Source organism: Leucobacter salsicius M1-8, assembly GCF_000350525.1.
GTDB lineage: Bacteria > Actinomycetota > Actinomycetes > Actinomycetales > Microbacteriaceae > Leucobacter > Leucobacter salsicius.
The window spans coordinates 87,693-105,598 of sequence record NZ_AOCN01000010.1; the positions used below are offsets into that span (position 1 = coordinate 87,693).

A 17,906-nucleotide genomic window follows, 5' to 3' on the forward strand; every position below is an offset into this window, starting at 1 on the left:
GTGAATTACCCGGTCGTCCAGGGTGCGAAAGGTAGGAACATGTCGTCTGTAGAGCTCGAACAGCGCATCACCGTAGCTGAGGCCTGGGCTGCAGCCGACATCGATCCGGCGGGCCGGCACGCGACTCGCTCGCTCATCGCTCGGGCCCGCGAGGGCCAGGAGAGCGCGATCACCGAGCTCATCGACGCGTTCTCGGGGCGCCTCGCCTTTGGCACCGCCGGGCTGCGGGGCAAGATTGGCCCGGGCCCGCGCCGCATGAACCGCGTTGTCGTGTCGCAAACGAGCGCGGGCTTCGCGGCGTTTCTCACGGAATTGACCGAGCGATCCGGCGCACTGCACATGGACCCGCCCTCGGTCGTGATTGGGTACGACGGCCGCACCGGATCAGCTGTGTTCGCCCGCGATACCGCCGAGGTGATGGCCGGGGCAGGCGTGCGCGTCTACCTGCTGCCCGAACCCGGTCCGACCCCGCTCACCGCGTTCGCGGTGCGGCACCTGCAAGTCTCTGCTGGCGTCATGATCACGGCCAGCCACAACCCGCCGGCAGACAATGGTTACAAGGTATTCCTGGGCGGCGCCGACCAAGGCGCCCAGGTTGCACCGCCCGTCGATGCCGAGATCGCCGCCCACATCGAGCGGGCCGCCAGCGGTGCTCCGGTGATGCTTCCACGTTCGCGCGACTACGTCATGCTCGGTGGGGGCGTCGCCGACGCCTATGTCGCGGAGACCGCTTCGGCTGTGCTGCGCGGCCTCCCCGCCGACCCGAAGCGCCCGGGCCGCGCGCTCGGCGACGACACCGACCTCAAGGTCGTCTACACCGCCATGCACGGTGTCGGTTCAGAGATTGCGCGGCGCGTGTTCCTGTCGTCTGGGTTGCCAACCGTCACTGTCGTCGCCGAGCAGGATGCCCCCGACCCGACGTTTCCGTCGCTCGAGTTTCCTAACCCCGAGGAACCGGGCGCACTCGACCTCGCGTTCCGCACCGCCGGTGATCTCGACGCCGACCTCGTCGTCGCCAACGACCCCGATGCCGACCGCGTAGCGATCGCTGTCAAAGCCCCGCCGCGGGCCACGCCTGCGGTCACGCGCGGCTACCGTCAGCGCCCGCGCAACGTCGCCAATCAGTACCGCAGGCTCACCGGCAACGAACTCGGGCTGTTGCTCGGGTGGCGCGCCGCGGAGCGCGAGACCGCAGCCGCAAGGATCGGCGCACGAGCGCCACAGGGTACGCTCGCCTGCACAAACGTTTCGTCCCCCGCGCTGCGCGCCGTCGCCGAGGCCTACGGTCTCGACTACGTCGAGACACTCTCGGGGTTCAAGTGGGTGTCGCGGGTGCCGCGGCTGCTATTCGGGTTCGAGGAGGCCATCGGCTATCTCACGCACCCCGGCCATGTGCGCGACAAGGACGGCATTTCAGCGGGGGCGGACGCCATCGCGATGGTGCGCGAGCTGCGCGCCGAGGGGCGCACGGTCTGGGATTTGCTCGACGATGCCAGCGAGCTGTTTGGTCACTTCGCGAGCAGCCAGATCACGCTGCGCTTCGCATCGATGACCGAGGCCACTGAGCTGTCAGCGCGAGTACGTGAGCTCCGCCCCACCGAGTTTGGTGACATTCGCGTTGAACGCGTGCGCGATTTGCTGACGCCGGGCGAGGCACCCGTGCCCGCCAACGTGCTGCGCTACGACCTCGAGGGCGGCAGCCGGGTCATGATGCGCCCGAGCGGCACCGAGCCCAAGCTCAAGGTCTACCTCGATACCTTCAGCGATGTGGGCGATGCGGCTGAGCGACGCACCGCAGCCGAGGCCGCGCTCGCGCGCCTCGAATCCGCGGTGCGCGGCACCATCGACGGCCTCCGGCTGTAGCATCGCGGCGGTCGAAGCCTGTGGTCTAGTCTGGTGACTCGCTCGTGGGCTTCGCGCTGTCGTCGCCCGACAGCCACCGGATCCACCACTGCCGCGGATCCCCCTCGAATAGCAGCGCACGCACCAGCAGCGTGAGCGGGATCGACAGGATCGCCCCGAGCGGGCCGATCACGAGGGTCCAGAAGATCACCGAGAAGAAGCTGAGGGTGAGGCTCAGGTCGACGGCGTCGGCCACGAACTTGGGCTGCACCATCACCTGCAGCACGACGTTGACCACGCAGTACACGCCGATCACGATCAGCATGAGCTGCCAGCCACCCACCGCGAATGCCACGAGCGCCGGGGGCACGAGCCCCAGCACGAACCCGATGTTGGGAACGAAGTTGGTCACAAACGCGAGGATCGCCCAGACCATGGGGGCGGGCACGCCGAGCGCGGACAGCGCGAGCCCGTCAATAACCGCGACCAGCAGACCGAAGCTCGCGTTCACCACGTAGTAGCGTCGCACGCTGCGCGCGTAGTCGGTGAACCGCTTCATCGTGGGGACTACGCGCTGGCCGAACTGTGCGGTGGCCCGCGCGTATCGCGCACCGTCAATCGCGATAAACACCACGTATGCCAGCACGAAGAAGAATGACGTGAGCACGCCGATCATGGCCCCGCTGAGGTCGGAGACGTAGCCGATCAGGGACTCCGGCCGCAGCACCGAGACCAGGGCGTCCGAGGCCTGCTTCTCGAGTCCCAGATCCTGCAGCAGGTGCATAATCTCGGTCACTGTAGTTTGAAACTCGGCGGCCGAGCTGCGCACCAACGCCACAAACTCTGCGCCCGCGTAGTGCCGCGGCAGTCTACAACGGGCCGCGACTCTACACAGTCCGGGATTCGGGCAGCCCGAGCTTCTTGTTCTCGCCCACCGCGATCCAGGCCGCCGTTAGAAGGAGCGCCCGGCAAATGAAGTTGAACCACAGCAGCAAGCCGATGAACACTGCAAACGAGGCCAGTAGCGGGTTGCTCGACGCACCCCCCAGCAGGGCCGTGCCGGCCAGCTTCAAGATGAGCAGTACGACGCCGCCCAGTAGGCTTCCCTGTATGAGGTGCCACCTGGGCACCCTCACCTCTGCCAGATATCGATGCATGGCGTAGATCAGCAGCACGTCAAACAGCAGCACCGCACCATAGCGAGCAATGATGCCGAACGTGCCAAATAGCCAGTTTTCGGGGCTCAGTCCAAACCAGCCGAGCACCACATCGGCAAGATTCGAGCTAAACACGGTGAGGGCGGCCGAGATCACCAGGGCGAGAAAAAAGCCGATCGCGAGCACGAAGTCTCGCAGTTTGAGCAGCACGGCATTGCGATACTGCTTGACCTCAAGCCCAAAAATGATCCGGATCGAGCGCCGCGTCCCCGTGAACCAGTTCAGCGAGACCCAGAGCAGTGAGACGCCAGCAACGATGCTCGTCCAGTCCAGCACATGGGTCCTGAAGAGCGAGTCCAACTGTACAACGCCGTTTTTACCGATCAGGCCCGGAACGAACAGGTTGATTTGTTCGACGAGCGAGTGGAGCAATTCGGGTCGTTCGCGGAGGGCGATTCCGAACACGCTGAACCCGACGTAGAGTGCGGCGAAAATCGCGAACAGGGCCTGGTAGCTCATGCCGCTTGAGAGCACAGCGCCGCCGATGTCGGTGAAGTGCGAAAAGGCTCGCATTGGGCGCAGGGCCATGAACCAGTCTTTGAGCCGCACCGCGCGAGTTTTGAGGACGACACCGCGCGCAATTACTTCCCGCGGCGATGTCATGCCCTCTATTCTACGGCTGCAACGGCAGCGTGAGACCACTCACAAACGAACGGTCCTCCCCCGACACCGGGTCGGTGAACGAGATGCCGCTTGCCAGGAGCTGCAGCGGCGTCGAGAAGTCGTCGATTGCCGCGTCACGGTCGATGGGGTAGAGCGGGTCTCCAGTGATCGGTACGCCAGCGCCCCACATGTGCATGCGCAACTGGTGGGTGCGCCCCGTGTGCGGAGTCAGCCGGTAACGACCCAGCGGCACATCAGGCACGTCATAGCCCGGGATCTCCCGGGCCTCCGTCTCAGTAAGCACGCCCTCAAGCGCGATCTCGGAGCGCGCATTTGCCGGCGCCCCCGGCACGACCTCGGCCTGATGTACGCCACGCTGTTTGGCGAGGTGATTCTCCACGGTGGCGGGCAGCTCGAGATCCGGATCAATCCCCGCGACCGCATGATAGGTCTTGCGCACCGTGCCCGGGAGTTGGAACATCGATTGATAGGGGCCTCGCCAGCGCCGTTCGGTCGTGAGCACGAGCAGACCCGAGGTCACTCGGTCCAGCCGATGCATCGGCGTGAGTTCAGGGAGGCCGAGCTCATCACGCAGCCGCACGACAACGCTCTCGCGCACGTGCTTGCCGCGCGGGATCGTCGAGAGGAACGCGGGCTTGTCGACGACGAGCAGCCGGTCATCACGGTGCACGATGGTGATCTGGCCGGGTACCGGCGCCTCGGGTGCGAGGTCCCGGTGAAACCAAACGAAAAGATTGTTGCGGTAGCCATCGCCGGCACGGACCGGGGCGCCCGACTCGTACACGAACCGCTCGTCCGCAATAAAGGTGTCGACGTTGATGTGTCGCCCAACCCGATGGTGGAGCCAATCTCGCATGAGCGACCACACGGGCTGCTCGCCCGCAACACCGTCGGTGGTGCGCAGCCAGGCGGCATCGAGGCCGAAACGCGACGGCAGCGGGGAACGGGGTGGCACCGCATGAGTCTACCCGCGAAAAACGCCAGTGCCCGCTCCTCGTGGAGCGGGCACTGGCGTCGTAGGCATCTTGCCATCCTGCGCAACGAAGGAATCGAAGGATCTAGCTGATCTTGCCCGAGATGATTGCGTTCTTGACCTCGGCGATTGCCTTGGTCACCTGGATGCCACGGGGGCATGCATCGGTGCAGTTGAAGGTCGTGCGGCAGCGCCACACGCCTTCCTTGTCGTTGAGGATGTCGAGACGCACCTGGGCGTTGTCATCACGCGAATCAAAGATGAAACGGTGTGCGTTGACGATCGCTGCCGGGCCGAAGTACTGGCCATCGGTCCAGAACACGGGGCACGACGAGGTGCACGCGGCGCACAGGATGCACTTCGTGGTGTCGTCGAACCGCTCGCGGTCTGCCACCGACTGGATGCGCTCCTTGCCGCCCTCGGGCGAGTTGCCCGCGACGAGGAAGGGCTGCACCTGACGGTACGACTCGAAGAACGGCTCCATGTCGACGATGAGGTCCTTCTCAAGCGGCAGGCCCTTGATCGCCTCAACGTAGATCGGCTTCGTGATGTCAAGATCCTTGATCAGGGTCTTGCACGCGAGGCGGTTCTTACCGTTAATGCGCATGGCGTCCGAACCACAGATACCGTGTGCACACGAGCGTCGGAACGACAGCGTGCCGTCCATGTCCCACTTGATCTGGTGCAGGGCGTCGAGGATTCGGTCCGTCGGGTACATCTCAACGTCGAAGTCCTCCCAGTACGCCTCGCGGCCCGACTCGGGCAGGTAGCGGCGCACCAGCAGCGTCACAGTGAACGGCTTCGGGGTCTCCGGGGCCTCGCCGTTAGGAGCTTCAGCAGTAGCAGTGCTCATGTCCTAGTACTTCCTCTCCAGCGGCGGGTACCGCAGCTCGCCGTCTTCGTTCCTCGTCACGGTGACCGGCTTCCAATCCAGGCGGATGTGGTCCTCGGGGTTCGCCGACTTCGCGTCTCCCGTGAGGTAGGCCATCGTGTGCTGCATGTAGTTCTCGTCGTCGCGCTCGGGGTAATCGTCGCGCATGTGGCCGCCACGGCTTTCCTTGCGGTTACGAGCGGTGTACGCGAGCACTTCTGCGAGGTCGAGCAGGAAGCCCAGCTCGATAGCCTCGAGAAGGTCGGTGTTGAATCGCATGCCGCGGTCCTGCACACCAACGTTCTTGTAGCGCTCGCGCAGGTCGTGAATCACGCCCAGCACGTCGGTGAGCGTCTGCTCCGTGCGGAACACCTGAGCGCCGCGGTCCATGTTTTCCTGCAGCTCACGGCGCAGGTCGGAGACGCGCTCGGTGCCCGAACCCTCGCGGAACCGTGCAACCATGGCGATTACGTTGTCGGCAGCGCCCTTGGGCAGCGGTACGAACTCGGCGGTCTTCGCGTAGTCAGCGGCGGCGTTACCAGCGCGCTTACCGAACACGTTGATGTCAAGCAGCGAGTTGGTGCCGAGGCGGTTCGAGCCGTGCACCGAAACGCACGCGCACTCGCCTGCGGCGTAGAGACCGGGAACAACGGTGTCGTTGTCCATCAGCACCTCGGCCTGCACGTTGGTGGGGATACCACCCATCGCGTAGTGGGCCGTGGGGAAGACGGGGACCGGCTCGGTCACCGGGTCGACGCCCAGGTAGGTGCGAGCGAACTCGGTGATGTCAGGAAGCTTGGTCTCGAGTACCTCTGCGCCCAGGTGGGTGCAGTCGAGGTACACGTAGTCCTTGTTCGGGCCAGCGCCGCGGCCGTCGAGCACCTCTTGCACCATCGAGCGTGCAACGATATCGCGGGGTGCGAGGTCCTTGATCGTGGGCGCGTAGCGCTCCATGAAGCGCTCACCACTTGCGTTACGCAGGATCGCGCCCTCACCTCGGGCGCCCTCGGTGAGGAGGATACCGAGACCGGCAAGGCCGGTCGGGTGGAACTGGTAGAACTCCATGTCCTCGAGCGGCAGACCCTTACGCCAGACGATGCCGACGCCGTCGCCCGTGAGGGTGTGCGCGTTCGAAGTCGTCTTGAAGATCTTGCCAAAGCCGCCCGTTGCGAAAACGATCGACTTTGCCTGGAAGACGTGGATGCCGCCGGTCGCGAGGTCGTATGCCACAACGCCCGAAGCCTTGCGGTCCTTGCCCTCACCGGTCATGAGGAGGTCGAGCACGTAGTACTCGTTGAAGAAGTTGACGCCCAGCTTGACGCAGTTCTGGTACAGCGTCTGCAGAATCATGTGGCCGGTGCGGTCAGCGGCGTAGCAGGCGCGGCGAACAGCGGCCTTACCGTGATCACGCGTGTGGCCGCCGAAGCGGCGCTGGTCGATCTTGCCGTCGGGCGTACGGTTGAAGGGCAGGCCCATGTTCTCGAGGTCGATGACCGCGTCGATGGCCTCCTTCGCGAGGATCTCTGCTGCGTCCTGGTCGACCAGGTAGTCGCCACCCTTGACCGTGTCAAAGGTGTGCCATTCCCAGTTGTCTTCCTCAACGTTTGCGAGCGCCGCGGCCATGCCGCCCTGCGCCGCCCCCGTGTGCGAGCGAGTGGGGTACAGCTTCGTGATCACTGCGGTGTTGGCCTTGGGCCCCGCCTCGATGGCAGCGCGCATGCCTGCGCCGCCGGCGCCGACGATCACGACGTCAAACTGGTGGTAGGTGACGCCGTCCTTGACGGTAACCTCTTCGCCCTCATGGGTATTTGTAGCCACGTGAGTCCTATTCTTCGATTCTTTGGAAATCTGGGGTAACCGCTACTACGCGTTACAGAACGACGCGACCAGCGACGGGTCTGCGCCCGCGGGGCAGGGATCGAGCGTGTAGATCACAAACGTGCCGAGCAGCACGAGCAGCGCGGTCGAGAGGAACAGCGCAACCTTGAAGCCCTTGGCAAGGCCGGGGCGCGTGACGTAGTCGTTCACGATCGTGCGCATGCCATTTGCACCGTGGATCAGTGCGAGCCACAGCAGCAGGGTGTCCCAGATCATCCAGAACGGCTGCGACAGCTTGCCGCCGACGAAGCCAAAGTCGATGGCGTGCACGCCGTCACCGATCATCAGGTTCGAGAACAGGTGACCGAACACGAGCACGAGCAACAGCACGCCCGAGACGCGCATGTAGATCCAGCCCCATTTTTCCCAGTTGGTACGCTTTGCCGCCGGGGTCTTGGCGCGCGGGGATTCAATCGTCATAGCCATGGTGCTTCTCCCTCGCCCTAGTGACCGAATACGTTCATCAGGTGGCGCGGCAGGAAGCCGGCCATCGTCACGGCCCAGAGCACGATGACGACCCAGAACATGGTGCGGTGGTAACGCGCGCCCTTGCTCCAGAAGTCGACCAAGATGATGCGAATGCCGTTGTATGCGTGGAACACGATGGCCGCGACGAGCGCTGCCTCACCCAGACCCATAATGGGGGTCTTGTAGGTGGCCATCACGGCGTTGTATGCCTCAGGGCTCACGCGCACCAGTGCGGTGTCGAGCACGTGTACGAGCAGGAAGAAGAAAATGGCGACACCGGTGATGCGATGCAGCACCCACGACCACATTCCTTCATTCCCGCGATACAGCGTGCCGCCCGGGCGACTCTTCTTCTTCACCGCTGGTGCGGCATCTGCCGTATGGGCTGACACGAGCTTCCTCCTAGGTTCTGCTTCGTCGAGTTTCACTCGACGGCTAACAGGGCGTCACTCAGTCAGTCGCGGGGGCACCCCAAATACAACACGCTGAGAATCCGCTGCGCCCTCCATTATGGCACCATTCACGCCCGCTCCCGCACACGGGCACGTTCAGGCGCTCTGATCGGGGGTGATCGTTATGATCCGGGCTGCGTTTCACCCGCTCCGGCTAGACTGGAGCACATGTCCGAGTCTGAGAAGTCCCCGACCCCACTGGACCGGTTCACCTGCGTGATCCCCGCGGGAGGCGTGGGCTCCAGGCTCTGGCCGCTGTCGCGCGCGAATGCCCCCAAGTTCTTGCTTGACCTCACCGGATCCGGTGATTCGCTGCTGCGGGCAACCTGGGACCGACTCGCTCCGATCGCGCCGCCCGAGCGCGTCATCGTCGTGACCGGCAACAAGCATCGGGCCTCCGTGGAGAAGCAGCTCCCCGAGCTGCTTGGGGAGAATCTCGTTACCGAGAGCGAGCCCAAGGACTCTTCGGCCGCAATCGGGCTTGCCGCCGCGATCCTCGAGCTGCGCGATCCGGACGCAATTATTGGCTCGTTCGCCGCCGATCATGTCATTCGCAACGAGGTTCTGTTTCAGCGCGCGGTGGAAACCGCGGTCAACGCTGCGGATCAGGGCTACATTGCCACCATCGGCATTCGCCCGACGCACCCGTCGACGGGATTTGGCTACATTGAGGCCGGCCCAGCTCGCGGTGACCTCGCCCCCTTCGACATTTACGACGTGAAATCGTTCGTCGAGAAGCCCGAGGAAGAACTCGCACGCACCTACGTTGAGCACGGCGGCTACCTGTGGAATGCCGGCATGTTCATCGCCCGCGCCACCGTGCTGCTCGACCAGATGGCTGAGAAGGAGCCCGCGATGGTGCACTCGCTCCGCGAGATCGCGGCCGCGTGGGGCACCGATCGTGCCGCTTCCGTGCGCGAGCGACTGTGGCCCGCGCTGCCCAAGATCGCTATCGACTACACGGTGGCCGAGCCCGCAGCAGAGGCCGGCAAGATGGTGTGCGTCGCGGCCCATTTCGACTGGGATGACGTCGGGGACTTCGCTTCGGTTGCCAACCTACTCACCCGCGGCCGCGCTGGCGACCTTGCCGTTCTCGGCGACCGCGCACAGGTACTCTCTGACGCTTCAAGCGGCATCGTCGTGTCAGAGAGCGACCGGCTGGTCGCCCTCGTGGGCGTCGAGGACATCGTGGTGGTCGACACCGCCGACGTGCTTCTCGTCACCACCAAGGCGAAGGCTCAAGAGGTCAAGGGGCTCGTGGGTCGCATGAAGGTGTCGGGCGGCGGTCACCTGCTGTAACAGGCCACGGCCTGGTGCGATCACACCGAAAGCGTGATCGCACCCGAAACGTGATTACGCCGGGATGATGAGCGAGAACGGGTACTTCTCGGAGGAAACGACTCGCACCTCATCACCGAGCGCAGCGACGTTTTGCTCTGCCCCGACGCCGGCGTAGCGATCGCCGGTTTCGTAGTCGGGGTCGGTCGAGATCACCACTCGTCCGCTCGCGTTGACGAGCGTCACGTTCTTGGCGACGGCGAGGTCTGCGAGCATCGCGCCCTCGAGCGAGTGCACGAGCACGTCGGCGCAGGCGACACCCCAGAACTCGCCATCAACAATGAGCGGCAGCGCAGACGTGATGGTGATCTCATTTGAGCACAGGTAGTCAACAAACGGGCCAGCGACGTGGCGCTTTCCAGTGCGCTCAGGCACGCGGTACCACTCGAGCCGCACCAGGTCGATTGCCGCCTGGCCCGGCCCAAATGTAGACGACGCCAGCAGGCTGCGTTCTGGCCCCTGCCACCAGGCGAGTGGGTTGCCCTCGGACACCACGATCTCGCTTGCGCAGTAACCGGCCCCGTAGAGCGGGCGCTCGGTGGTGTCGAGGATCGCGTGCGATCCGGCTTCGACAAGATGCGCCAGTTGCATTCCGGTGATCGCGCCACCCTGCAGTTCTGCACGCAACTCGGCTTCGAGCTCTGGAAGCCAGCGTTCGAGGGGCGCAAACACGCCGTCAAAAAACGCGTCAACGCGAGCCAACATTTCGGTCAGCACATCGCTATTCCGCGACATTTCCTGTGGCATGCTCTCCTCCCCTATGAGGTTCAGGCCGTTCAGATCGAATAGCGGCGTGACTCAAGTGTGGCATGAAGTTCGGCATTGTGCGGCACCGCGAGAAGCTCCGCCCGAAACCCAACAAGCCAACGCATCGAACCGCGCACACTTTCCCGTACGGCCGCACGTGCTGCCACGACGTCACTCGCACGTGTCGCAGCGATCTGGGCCAGCAGCGCCTCGTGTGTCGACTGTCGCGCACGCTCGTCCAGGTCCTGCAGCCCGAGAAGCGGCGTGAACTCCGTCTGCACGCGCACATGCTCATTCGTGAGTCGCACCGACTGACTCAGGGCGGCAAGTTCGAGTTGCACCTCGGTGACACGCCTGCGCCATTGATCACGATCAAGCTCTCGCGCAGACTCGAGCACATCGGCAACAACGTCGAGCTCCTCGGCCGTCGCTCGCTGGCAGGCATACTCGGCGCACGCGGCCGAAACAACTTCGTAGTGCACGCCCAGGTCTGCGAGGGCCACACGCGGCATTGCCATGAGCGCGCGAGCGTTGACCTCTTCGACCGCGCCCCGACTCGGGCGCACAAAGCTGCCGCCATTGCGACCTCGCTTTGTCTCAATGAGTCCGCGGTGACGCAGTCCACTCAGCGCTTCACGCACCGTCACTACGGCAACTCCCATGAGCGCCGACAGTTCGGTCTCGCTCGGGAGTCGCTCCCCCTCGGTGAATGCACCAACAGAAATCGCCTGCACGAGCCGCGCTTCAACGAGTTCCGTGCGCCCCTCTTCACCAATAGGAGCAAAGGCGGCCGTCCGCAAACGACTGGGCGGGGACTGCGCAAACGTTGAATTCACGGCGCGTCCTCCGTTCCTGTGTAGGGGGTCTCATCAAGAGTCTGCCATCAGTTGATTGAAGAATCACTGTACCGACCGTGACCAAAATGTAATGAAGAAATTTCAATCCGTATTTAAACCTATAAAAACATATGTTAATGTTTCACCAACGGTTCGACAATGACGTTGAGGAGCGAGAACCATGTCTCACACTTCTTCCCCAGGCTCTGCGGGAGGGTTTGGCTCAAGCCAATCCCGCCCCCGCAAGAACGAGGAACACACCCATCTGCTCACCACCGCAACGACAGCGGTCTCGGTGAAGCAGGTCACTAAGCAGTTCGGTGACTTCACCGCTGTGAAGGATCTCGATATCGAGATTCGCGACGGAGAGTTCTTCTCCATGCTCGGCCCTTCGGGCTCGGGCAAGACGACCGTGCTTCGCATGATCGCCGGCTTCGAGCCGGTGACCTCTGGCTCGATCGAGCTGCACGGAACGGACGTCACCAACGACGCCCCCTTCGACCGCGAGGTCAACACGGTGTTTCAGGACTACGCCCTGTTCCCGCACCTCACGATTGCCGAGAACGTGGCATATGGCCTCAAAGTACGCAAGGTACCCAAGGCCGAGCGCGACAAGCTCGTCATGGAGTCCCTCGAGCAGGTGCAGCTCACACAGGTCGCACACCGTCGCCCCTCGCAGCTGTCAGGTGGCCAGCGTCAGCGCATCGCCCTCGCCCGTGCCCTGATCCTGCGCCCCCGAGTGCTGCTGCTCGATGAGCCACTCGGCGCGCTCGACAAGCAGCTGCGCGAGCAGATGCAGGTCGAGCTGAAGCAGATCCAGCGCGAGGTCGGCATCACGTTTATCTTCGTGACGCACGATCAGGAGGAGGCACTGACCCTCTCCGACCGCGTCGCCGTCTTCAACAACGGCAAGATCGAACAGGTTGGCTCACCGCGCGAGGTCTACGAATTTCCCCAGACCGAGTTCGTCGCCAAGTTCCTCGGAACCACGAACCTGCTGCCCGCCGATCTCTCGGGAGACCTGCTCGGCGAGTCGTGCGTACACAGTGTGCGCCCGGAGCGCGTGCACCTCATCGATCCGACGGCCCCCGTCGAGAACGGCACGGTTGCACTCTCGGGCACGATCGCCGAGGCAGTGTACGCCGGCCCGAACACGAAGTACCTCGTCGACACGGACCGTGGCGTGCGCATCATCGCTGAGAAGCACAATTCGCACACACCCTCGACCGCTGCAAGTGTGCAACGCGGCGACCGCGTCAACGTGAGCTTCCGTTTCGACCATGCGACACCCATCCCGGGCAGCGCAGGCGACGCGTCAGCGCGCACCGCAGCGTAACCAAAGACCTGGGCCAAGCGCCCAACTTCAACCCCTAAAACCGCTTGGCGCGGCGCAGTCGCCGCACCTCGCAACCCGCAACACATTCCCCGGCAACGGGGCATCTCACAAAGGAGTCATGATGAAGAAGAAGATGCTGGCCGTACCGCTGGCTATGGCGGCGACTATCGGCCTCGCGCTCGTTGGTTGTTCAAGCGGAGCCGAGAGCACCGGCGGCTCGGGTGAGCTCAAGATCGATGTCCCCGAGATCCCGATGATGCAGGAGCTCGGCGACAACGAGAAGGAGGTCAACATTGTTGCTTGGTCGGGCTTCGTTGAGCCCGAGTGGAGCGACCGCTTCCAGGAAGAGACCGGCTGCAAGGTCAACCGTAAGATCGCCGGCACCTCGGACGAGATGGTGCAGCTCATGCGCACGGGCAACTACGACCTCGTGTCGGCCTCGGGCGATGCCAGCCTCCGCCTCATCGTGGGCGGCGACGTGCAGCCTCTCAACATGGACCTCATCCCCAACTTCGGCGACGACATCGTGGAGGGCATGAAGGGTCAGCTGTATGACACGCTCAACGGCCAGTCCTACGGCGTACCCATCGGCCGCGGCGCCAACATCCTGCAGTACAACACCGACGTCGTGAAGGACGCCCCCACCAGCTGGGACGTCGCTTGGGAGGCAGACAGCCCCTACGCCGGCAAGATCATCGCGTACGACGCACCGATCTACATCGCTGACGCAGCTGTCTACCTGATGGCACACGAGCCCGACCTGGGCATCACCAACCCCTACGCGCTCGATGAGACGCAGCTCGCAGCGGCAGTCGACCTGCTGAAGCAGCAGAACAAGATCATCGGCGACTACTGGTCTGATCCGGTCGCACAGATCACCGCATTCAACGGCGGCGACGTAGTGGTCGGCACCTCGTGGGAGGTTCTGAAGAAGCTGTCGGAGAACCCGGCACTCGAGGGCACGCTGCCCGAAGAGGGTTCGACCGGCTGGTCTGACGCTTGGATGCTCGCATCTGAGTCGGACAACCCCAACTGCGCGTACCAGTGGATGAACTACACCTCGGCACCCGATGTCAACGGTGCAATTGCCATGAACTTCGGTATGGCTCCCGCAAACGCCGCGTTCTGCGAGACCAGCGACGAGGCTCGCGAGCACTGTGAGACGTTCAACGCCACCGACGAAGAGTACTTCTCGAAGGTCTGGTTCTGGACCACGCCCATCGAGCAGTGCATCGACGGTCGCACCGACGCCACCTGCACCAACTTCCAGCAGTGGACCGACGCCTGGATGACGGTCAAGGGCTAAGCCCTAACCCATCCACCACAACCTCGGTGGCGGGGGCATCCCCGCCACCGAGCTTCACCCCCTCCTCGTTCGCACCCCACCGAATCCCCTCACGTAAGGAATCGTCGTGTCGACCCCAACTTCTCTCGAGACTCGGCCCAAGCCGATCTCCTCAGCCCTGCACAGGCACCCTAAGGGACGCCTCGCCGCGCTGCTGACACTTCCCATGGTGTGGCTCGTCGGCGTCTACATCCTCGCCATCGTCTTTTTGCTCATCACAGCGTTCTGGGAGACGGATCCCTTCACTTCGAAGGTGAAGCCGGGGTTCACGCTCGACCACTTCGCTAGCCTCGTGACTGTTCCGGCCTACCTCTCGGCAGCACTTCGCACGCTCGGTATCGCCCTCGCGGTGACCGCCATCTGCGCGGTCCTGTCGATCCCCCTCGCAATCTACATGGCCAAGATCGCCCGCCCATGGCAGCGTTCAGTCCTCGCCGTGATGGTCACGCTGCCCCTCTGGGCCGGCTACCTGGTGAAGATCCTCTCGGTGCGTATCGTGTTCTCTGACGGCGGCTTCATCAACTCAGTGTTCGGACCGCTCGGCATTAAGAGCCCCGGCTACGGCGTCTTCGTCACGGTCATCGCGCTCGTCTACTTGTGGTTCCCGTACATGGCGATCCCGGTCTACACCGCGGTGAGCCAGGTCTCGAACAACCTCTTCGACGCCTCGGCTGACCTCGGCGCGAAGGGCGTGCGCACCATCTTGACCGTGGTCGTGCCGCTGCTGAAGCCCGCTCTGATTGCCGGATCGATTTTCACGTTCTCACTGAGCCTCGGCGACTACCTCGCCGCGAAGTTCGTGGGCGGATCGACCCAGATGATCGGTACGATCATCGCCTCTAACATCAACCTCAACCCGCCCGTCGCGGCCGCGTTCGCCGTGGTCCCGATCGTGATCGTGGTTGTCTACCTGCTGGCCGTTCGCAAAAGCGGCGCCATCGAGAACATCTAGGAGGCCGCGATGTTGCGCCTAGGACGTGGCACGAAGATCACCCTCTCGGTGATCACCGCCCTCATTGTTATCTGCACCTACATCCCGCTGTTTGTCATCGTGATGAACTCGTTCAACGCGAACCGAGTCGCGGGCTGGCCCGTCACCAATTTCTCGATGATCTGGTGGGAAAAGGCGCTCACGAACCCCGCGATGCACGCCGCCGTGCTCAACTCGATCGTCGTCGCGGCCGCGGCCACCGCGATCGCGCTGCTCCTCGGCACGCTCTCGGCGTTCGCACTGCAGCGGTTCAAGTTTTATGGTCGCGAGACCGTGAACCTGATCATCATCCTGCCGATCGCTCTGCCCGGTATCGTCACTGGTGTGGCACTGTCGAACACGTTCTACCAGGTGCTCGATCCCATCGGCATCAAGGTCGGCTACATGGGAATGATCATCGCCCACGCCACATTCTGTGTCGTGATGGTATTCAACAACGTGATCGCCCGATTGCGTCGCATGAACCCGAACCTCGAGGAAGCTTCGATGGATCTCGGTGCCGGCCTCATGCAGACGTTCCGCCTCGTGACTTTCCCGCAGTTCCGTAGCGCGTTCATCGCCGGTGGCCTGCTCGCCTTCGCACTGTCGTTCGACGAGGTGTACGTGACGATCTTCACGGCTCCCCCGGGCGTTGAGACGCTGCCGCTTTGGTTCATGAACCAGATGGGCCGCCCGAACGAGGCAAACCAGGTGAACGTGGTCGCCACGATCCTGATCCTACTGTCGCTAATTCCGGTCTACATTTCGCAGCGCGTCTCGGCGCAGGCTGCGAAGGATCTGAAGTAGTTGGCGCCCTGACCGATTGCATTCCGCTTTCGCCCCCGTATAGGCAGCGCGCCAGCTCGATCACTGATCGAGCTGGCGCACTGTTTGCGTGAGGGGTGCCACCCTTGAAATCGCGAGAGGGCGCCGCTGATTAACCCACAAATTGACTCGAACACAGTTTCGAATTCATGGTAACATGGGATCATGTCCAGCAAAGATGCCGGGGTTGATGATCTCGATGTGACGGGTGCCGCAGCGCACCTCGCCGCAGACCTGGGTGGGCTCGCGGTGAGACTGGGCATGCACGATTTTTCGGGTCTGTCTGATGATGCGTTGCTGTCGGTGACGCAAGAGTTGGAGCGGGCGTCTCGGCGCGTGCAGGCCCTGCTGGTGTTAGCCGCGGGCGCGGTGTCGGATCGGTGTCTCGGGGTGCCGTCGGAGTCGCTTTCGGGTCGTCGCGGCTGCCGTGACGGGGTCGAGTTGCTGCAGCGGGTGTCGTTGCTGCCGGGGTCGGTGGTGCGGTAGCGGGTGTCGTTTGCTGATCTGACGCGGCCGATGCCGGGCTTTTCGGCGGGAGAGATTCCGCCGCGGTATCCGGCGGTCGCGCAAGCGTTTTATGCGGGGGATCTGCCGTGGGAGTCGGCGCTGCTGCTGACGAAGTCGTTGGGGTCGGTGCCGGGCTGGGTGGATCCGGGGCGGGTCGCGGTCGCGGAACGCTGCCTGGTGAATCAGGCAGCGGGGTATCCCGAGGGGTACGGCCTCGACGCTGATGGTGCGGTGGTGCTGGATCCGGGCGTGAGCAGCGCTGGTGGTGTCGACGATGGCAGTGGCGTTGGTGATGCTGCTCCGGTGGCGGGCGAGGCGAGTGTGCCGCTTGACACGGATACGCTGCGGCAGGTGTGCGCGTTCTGGTGCACGTCACTCGACCAAGACGGCCCGGAGCCTGATGACGAGGGGCAGCTGGCGCGCAGATTCTTGAGGTTCGGGCGCGTACGCAACGGGTTAGTGCCCGTACGTGGGGCGTTGCTGCCCGAGGTCGCGGCGCTACTGGGCAACCTCGTGACGGGCGTGAACTCCCCGAAGACGTCAACGAACCAGACTGGTCCTGGCGAAGGCGACAATGCAGTACAGGCTGACGGACCTGATAGCTCTGGCGGACCGGACAGTGGAGACGGTGCTGACAGCGCGGGCGCTACCGCTGGTCCTTCCGCTGCAGGCGTGCGGTTTGTGGAGGGGGACGACCCCGAACCGGTACTCGAGCAGGTGGTAGGGGACGCCAGGTCGTCGGGGCAGAAGATGCATGATGCGTTGATGGTGATCGCGCAGATCGCCGGACGCGCCGCTGATATGCCGATGCTCGGTGGCGCGCAGGTGACGGTGTTGATCCAGACGACCCAGGCAGGCCTCGCGGCGGGCCTGGCCCGCGACGTCGCCGAACCCAAATCATTAGCTGGCACTGGCGCTGAGCCGGGCACGGGCGCCGGTGCTGAGCCTGGTGCGCGTACAAGCACCAGCGCGAGCCCCAGCCCGGGCTCCGGGCAGGCGGGGGTTGCGTGGCTCCACGGACACGACGGGATCCCCGTACCGGTGACTGCTGCGACCGTGCGCCACAGCATCTGTGCCGGAGCGACCCAGAAAGTCCTCATCGACAACGACGGCCGCATCCTCGGGATATCGAGCCCCACCCGCATCTTCACACCGCATCAGCGGCGCGCGATCGCGGCCCGCGACGGCGGCTGCATCATCCCGGGGTGCACGGTGCCGGCGACATGGTGCGAGGTACACCACGTGACACCCTGGGCAGAAGGTGGCCCGACGACCACCGACAACGGGGTGCTGTTATATTGGTGGCATCACCGCAGTATCGAGGTCAGTGGCTGGCATGTTCGCATGGTGCGGGGCAAGCCCGAGGTGTTAGCGCCGAGGTGGGTGGATCCTGAGCTGGAGTGGCGGCCGGCGCGGCCGCTGTGGGGGCCGCGATGGTACGCACCTCGGGGAAGCAGGCTCTGCGCACACTTGTGCCGTCCAAGTCTCCACCTCCAGCCCCACCTCAATTTCCGCCTCCACCACCGCCGCAACCCCTGATCGGGCAGTGTAAGTGCAGCACAGGAGCTTCCTGGGCAGAAGTGTGACATAGGTCGAATCTCGCTGCCTCAGCATGCAAATGGCCGCTTCACCCAGGAGTGAAGCGGCCATTTACACACTCGCCAGCAAGCCAGCGTT

At 64.0% G+C, this 17,906-nt stretch carries 17 protein-coding genes; 8 read left to right on the top strand and 9 right to left on the bottom strand.

The annotated features are described in order from the left end of the window. The first annotated feature begins 39 nt into the window (after nt 1-39). The gene (locus C795_RS0103395) at nt 40-1,863 is read left to right on the top strand and encodes a phospho-sugar mutase (protein WP_017792352.1); all 1,824 of its coding nucleotides are present in this window, start codon (nt 40-42) and stop codon (nt 1,861-1,863) included. Between the two features lie 25 nt (nt 1,864-1,888). Here C795_RS0103395 and C795_RS15065 read toward each other — a convergent pair whose 3' ends face one another. The 7 genes from C795_RS15065 to sdhC form a co-directional block, all read right to left on the bottom strand. Continuing rightward, nucleotides 1,889-2,680 (bottom strand): AI-2E family transporter, encoded by a 792-nt coding sequence (locus C795_RS15065; RefSeq protein ID WP_051053748.1) that lies wholly within the window; start codon nt 2,678-2,680, stop codon nt 1,889-1,891. A gap of 49 nt (nt 2,681-2,729) precedes the next feature. After that, a complete protein-coding gene (locus tag C795_RS0103405; protein ID WP_017792354.1) occupies nt 2,730-3,662 on the bottom strand; it encodes a YihY/virulence factor BrkB family protein in 933 nt (310 codons plus the stop codon). 10 nt (nt 3,663-3,672) lie between these two features. Further along, complete coding sequence (locus C795_RS0103410) at nt 3,673-4,638, bottom strand: pseudouridine synthase (RefSeq protein ID WP_017792355.1); 966 nt, start codon at nt 4,636-4,638, stop codon at nt 3,673-3,675. Nucleotides 4,639-4,741: 103 nt separating this feature from the next. Then, entirely contained in the window at nt 4,742-5,509 is a 768-nt protein-coding gene (locus C795_RS0103415) for a succinate dehydrogenase iron-sulfur subunit (protein WP_017792356.1), read from the bottom strand. 3 nt (nt 5,510-5,512) lie between these two features. Continuing rightward, nucleotides 5,513-7,345, bottom strand: a complete 1,833-nt coding sequence (gene sdhA, locus C795_RS0103420; protein ID WP_017792357.1) for a succinate dehydrogenase flavoprotein subunit — start codon at nt 7,343-7,345, stop codon at nt 5,513-5,515. Between the two features lie 45 nt (nt 7,346-7,390). Further along, a complete protein-coding gene (locus C795_RS0103425; protein ID WP_017792358.1) occupies nt 7,391-7,831 on the bottom strand; it encodes a succinate dehydrogenase hydrophobic membrane anchor subunit in 441 nt (146 codons plus the stop codon). Between the two features lie 17 nt (nt 7,832-7,848). Beyond that, nucleotides 7,849-8,265 carry a succinate dehydrogenase, cytochrome b556 subunit gene (gene sdhC / locus C795_RS0103430; RefSeq protein ID WP_083879117.1) on the bottom strand — a complete coding sequence of 139 codons (417 nt, stop codon included), beginning with the start codon at nt 8,263-8,265 and terminating at the stop codon, nt 7,849-7,851. 228 nt (nt 8,266-8,493) lie between these two features. Here sdhC and C795_RS0103435 point away from each other — a divergent pair, with 228 nt between their 5' ends. After that, nucleotides 8,494-9,624 carry a mannose-1-phosphate guanylyltransferase gene (locus C795_RS0103435; RefSeq protein ID WP_017792360.1) on the top strand — a complete coding sequence of 377 codons (1,131 nt, stop codon included), beginning with the start codon at nt 8,494-8,496 and terminating at the stop codon, nt 9,622-9,624. 54 nt (nt 9,625-9,678) lie between these two features. Here C795_RS0103435 and C795_RS0103440 read toward each other — a convergent pair whose 3' ends face one another. Further along, complete coding sequence (locus tag C795_RS0103440; protein WP_232225420.1) at nt 9,679-10,410, bottom strand: cache domain-containing protein; 732 nt, start codon at nt 10,408-10,410, stop codon at nt 9,679-9,681. 29 nt (nt 10,411-10,439) lie between these two features. After that, nucleotides 10,440-11,246 (bottom strand): FadR/GntR family transcriptional regulator, encoded by an 807-nt coding sequence (locus tag C795_RS0103445; protein WP_017792362.1) that lies wholly within the window; start codon nt 11,244-11,246, stop codon nt 10,440-10,442. 181 nt (nt 11,247-11,427) lie between these two features. Between C795_RS0103445 and C795_RS0103450 the strand changes: the two genes are divergently transcribed. From C795_RS0103450 to C795_RS0103475, 6 genes are all read left to right on the top strand, one after another. Further along, nucleotides 11,428-12,582, top strand: coding sequence for an ABC transporter ATP-binding protein (locus C795_RS0103450; RefSeq protein WP_017792363.1), 1,155 nt, complete (start codon nt 11,428-11,430; stop codon nt 12,580-12,582). A gap of 121 nt (nt 12,583-12,703) precedes the next feature. Continuing rightward, nucleotides 12,704-13,888, top strand: coding sequence for an extracellular solute-binding protein (locus tag C795_RS0103455; protein ID WP_026139418.1), 1,185 nt, complete (start codon nt 12,704-12,706; stop codon nt 13,886-13,888). A 106-nt stretch (nt 13,889-13,994) separates the two neighbouring features. Further along, the gene (locus C795_RS0103460; protein WP_017792365.1) at nt 13,995-14,879 is read left to right on the top strand and encodes an ABC transporter permease; all 885 of its coding nucleotides are present in this window, start codon (nt 13,995-13,997) and stop codon (nt 14,877-14,879) included. Nucleotides 14,880-14,888: 9 nt separating this feature from the next. After that, nucleotides 14,889-15,704: an ABC transporter permease gene (locus C795_RS0103465; RefSeq protein ID WP_017792366.1), complete on the top strand. Its 816-nt coding sequence runs from the start codon at nt 14,889-14,891 to the stop codon at nt 15,702-15,704. Nucleotides 15,705-15,887: 183 nt separating this feature from the next. Further along, the gene (locus tag C795_RS0103470) at nt 15,888-16,208 is read left to right on the top strand and encodes a hypothetical protein (RefSeq protein ID WP_017792367.1); all 321 of its coding nucleotides are present in this window, start codon (nt 15,888-15,890) and stop codon (nt 16,206-16,208) included. A gap of 3 nt (nt 16,209-16,211) precedes the next feature. Further along, a complete protein-coding gene (locus C795_RS0103475; RefSeq protein WP_157486942.1) occupies nt 16,212-17,768 on the top strand; it encodes an HNH endonuclease signature motif containing protein in 1,557 nt (518 codons plus the stop codon). Nucleotides 17,769-17,906 lie beyond the last annotated feature (138 nt).

Coding starts and splice junctions, on each gene's coding strand:
- C795_RS0103455 (WP_026139418.1), top strand. CDS start 12,704: ATGAAGAAGAAGATGCTGGCCGTACCGCTGGCTATGGCGGCGACTATC.
- C795_RS0103425 (WP_017792358.1), bottom strand. CDS start 7,831: ATGGCTATGACGATTGAATCCCCGCGCGCCAAGACCCCGGCGGCAAAG.
- C795_RS0103465 (WP_017792366.1), top strand. CDS start 14,889: ATGTTGCGCCTAGGACGTGGCACGAAGATCACCCTCTCGGTGATCACC.
- C795_RS0103440 (WP_232225420.1), bottom strand. CDS start 10,410: ATGCCACAGGAAATGTCGCGGAATAGCGATGTGCTGACCGAAATGTTG.
- C795_RS0103405 (WP_017792354.1), bottom strand. CDS start 3,662: ATGACATCGCCGCGGGAAGTAATTGCGCGCGGTGTCGTCCTCAAAACT.
- C795_RS0103395 (WP_017792352.1), top strand. CDS start 40: ATGTCGTCTGTAGAGCTCGAACAGCGCATCACCGTAGCTGAGGCCTGG.
- C795_RS0103470 (WP_017792367.1), top strand. CDS start 15,888: ATGTCCAGCAAAGATGCCGGGGTTGATGATCTCGATGTGACGGGTGCC.
- C795_RS0103450 (WP_017792363.1), top strand. CDS start 11,428: ATGTCTCACACTTCTTCCCCAGGCTCTGCGGGAGGGTTTGGCTCAAGC.
- C795_RS0103435 (WP_017792360.1), top strand. CDS start 8,494: ATGTCCGAGTCTGAGAAGTCCCCGACCCCACTGGACCGGTTCACCTGC.
- C795_RS0103415 (WP_017792356.1), bottom strand. CDS start 5,509: ATGAGCACTGCTACTGCTGAAGCTCCTAACGGCGAGGCCCCGGAGACC.